Consider the following 2,500-nt stretch of genomic DNA (forward strand, 5'->3'; position numbering starts at 1 on the left):
AAGCCTGACGATGACCTACTCTCACATGGGGAAGCCCCACACTACCATCGGCGATGTTGCGTTTCACTTCTGAGTTCGGCAAGGGATCAGGTGGTTCCACAACTCTATTGTCGTCAGGCAAACTGGCTTGGGTTGGCGTTGGTCTTATAAGCAATTTTGCTTAGCCTGCCGTGTTATCGCTGTTTGCCTCGGTCATGTTGGTGACCGGCGATAACCCCAAATAAGTCGGTAAAACAATCTGTAGTAATACACCGCAAGCGATCATTGTGTGTCTTTCATTCCACAATCCGCTAGCTTAGCTAGTCGTTAGTAACCATCTCTGTTGTATGGTCAAGCCGCACGGGCAATTAGTACTGGTTAGCTCAACGCCTCACAACGCTTCCACACCCAGCCTATCAACGTGGTAGTCTTCCACGGCCCTTTAGGACTCTCAAGGAGTCAGGGAAATCTAATCTTGAAGGAGGCTTCCCGCTTAGATGCTTTCAGCGGTTATCCCGTCCGAACATAGCTACCGGGCAATGCCACTGGCGTGACAACCCGAACACCAGAGGTTCGTTCACTCCGGTCCTCTCGTACTAGGAGCAACTCTTCTCAAATTTCCAACGCCCACGGCAGATAGGGACCGAACTGTCTCACGACGTTCTAAACCCAGCTCGCGTACCACTTTAAATGGCGAACAGCCATACCCTTGGGACCGGCTTCAGCCCCAGGATGTGATGAGCCGACATCGAGGTGCCAAACACCGCCGTCGATGTGAACTCTTGGGCGGTATCAGCCTGTTATCCCCGGAGTACCTTTTATCCGTTGAGCGATGGCCCTTCCATACAGAACCACCGGATCACTATGACCTACTTTCGTACCTGCTCGACATGTCTGTCTCGCAGTCAAGCGCACTTATACCATTATGCTCATTGCATGATTTCCGACCATGCTGAGTGCACCTTCGTACTCCTCCGTTACTCTTTGGGAGGAGACCGCCCCAGTCAAACTACCCACCATACACTGTCCTCGATCCGGATAACGGACCAGAGTTAGAACCTCAAACATACCAGGGTGGTATTTCAAGGACGGCTCCACAACAACTAGCGTCGCTGCTTCAAAGCCTCCCACCTATCCTACACAAATAGGCTCAAAGTTCAGTGCAAAGCTGTAGTAAAGGTTCACGGGGTCTTTCCGTCTAGCCGCGGGTACACTGCATCTTAACAGCGATTTCAATTTCACTGAGTCTCTGGTGGAGACAGCGTGGCCATCGTTACGCCATTCGTGCAGGTCGGAACTTACCCGACAAGGAATTTCGCTACCTTAGGACCGTTATAGTTACGGCCGCCGTTTACCGGGGCTTCGATCAAGAGCTTCGCCGAAGCTAACCCCATCAATTAACCTTCCGGCACCGGGCAGGCGTCACACCCTATACGTCCTCTTACGAGTTTGCAGAGTGCTATGTTTTTAATAAACAGTCGCAGCCACCTGGTCACTTCGACCGGCCTCAGCTTAGGGAGCAAGTCCCATCACCAAAACCGGCGTACCTTCTCCCGAAGTTACGGTACCATTTTGCCTAGTTCCTTCACCAGAGTTCTCTCAAGCGCCTTGGTATTCTCTACCTGACCACCTGTGTCGGTTTAGAGTACGATTCACTATTGCCTGAAGCTTAGAAGTTTTTCCTGGAAGCAGGGCATCAACCACTTCACCCACAAGTGGGCTTCGTCATCAGTTCTCAGCCTTAGGGACCCGGATTTGCCTAAGTCCCCAGCCTACAACCTTAAACATGGACAACCAATCGCCATGCTGGCCTAGCCTTCTCCGTCACTCCGTCGCAGCAATAGCGAGTACAGGAATATTAACCTGTTTCCCATCGACTACGGCTTTCGCCCTCGCCTTAGGGGTCGACTAACCCTGTCCCGATTAGCGTTGGACAGGAACCCTTGGTCTTCCGGCGGGGAGGTTTTTCACCTCCCTTGTCGTTACTCATGTCAGCATTCGCACTTGTGATACCTCCAGCAGACCTCCCGATCCACCTTCAACGGCTTACACAACGCTCCTCTACCATGCTCCTAAGAGCATCCGCAGCTTCGGTTACCAGTTTTAGCCCCGGTATATCTTCCGCGCAGGCCGACTCGACTAGTGAGCTATTACGCTTTCTTTAAAGGATGGCTGCTTCTAAGCCAACCTCCTAGCTGTCTGGGCCTTCCCACATCGTTTCCCACTTAACTGGTATTTGGGACCTTAGCTGGCGGTCTGGGTTGTTTCCCTTTCCACGACGGACGTTAGCACCCGCCGTGTGTCTCCCGCGATTGCACTCCTCGGTATTCGGAGTTTGCATGGGGTTGGTAAGTCGGGATGACCCCCTAGCCCAAACAGTGCTCTACCCCCGAGGGTGAGACGCGAGGCGCTACCTAAATAGCTTTCGAGGAGAACCAGCTATCTCCCGGCTTGATTAGCCTTTCACTCCGATCCACAGGTCATCCCCTAATTTTTCAACATTAGTGGGTTCGGTCCTCCA

The 2,500-nt window shown here is 52.5% G+C and carries 2 rRNA genes (1 of these 2 cut by a window edge); both read right to left on the reverse strand.

The features are described from left to right. Window positions 1–2 precede the first annotated feature (2 nt). Window positions 3–118 (reverse strand): 5S ribosomal RNA (rrf, locus tag ACJJIB_RS00330). Window positions 119–326: 208 nt separating this feature from the next. Next, window positions 327–2,500, reverse strand: a 23S ribosomal RNA gene (locus tag ACJJIB_RS00335); it runs 706 nt beyond the window's last position.

The organism is Microbulbifer mixtoriginis (SeqCode), from assembly GCF_052467705.1.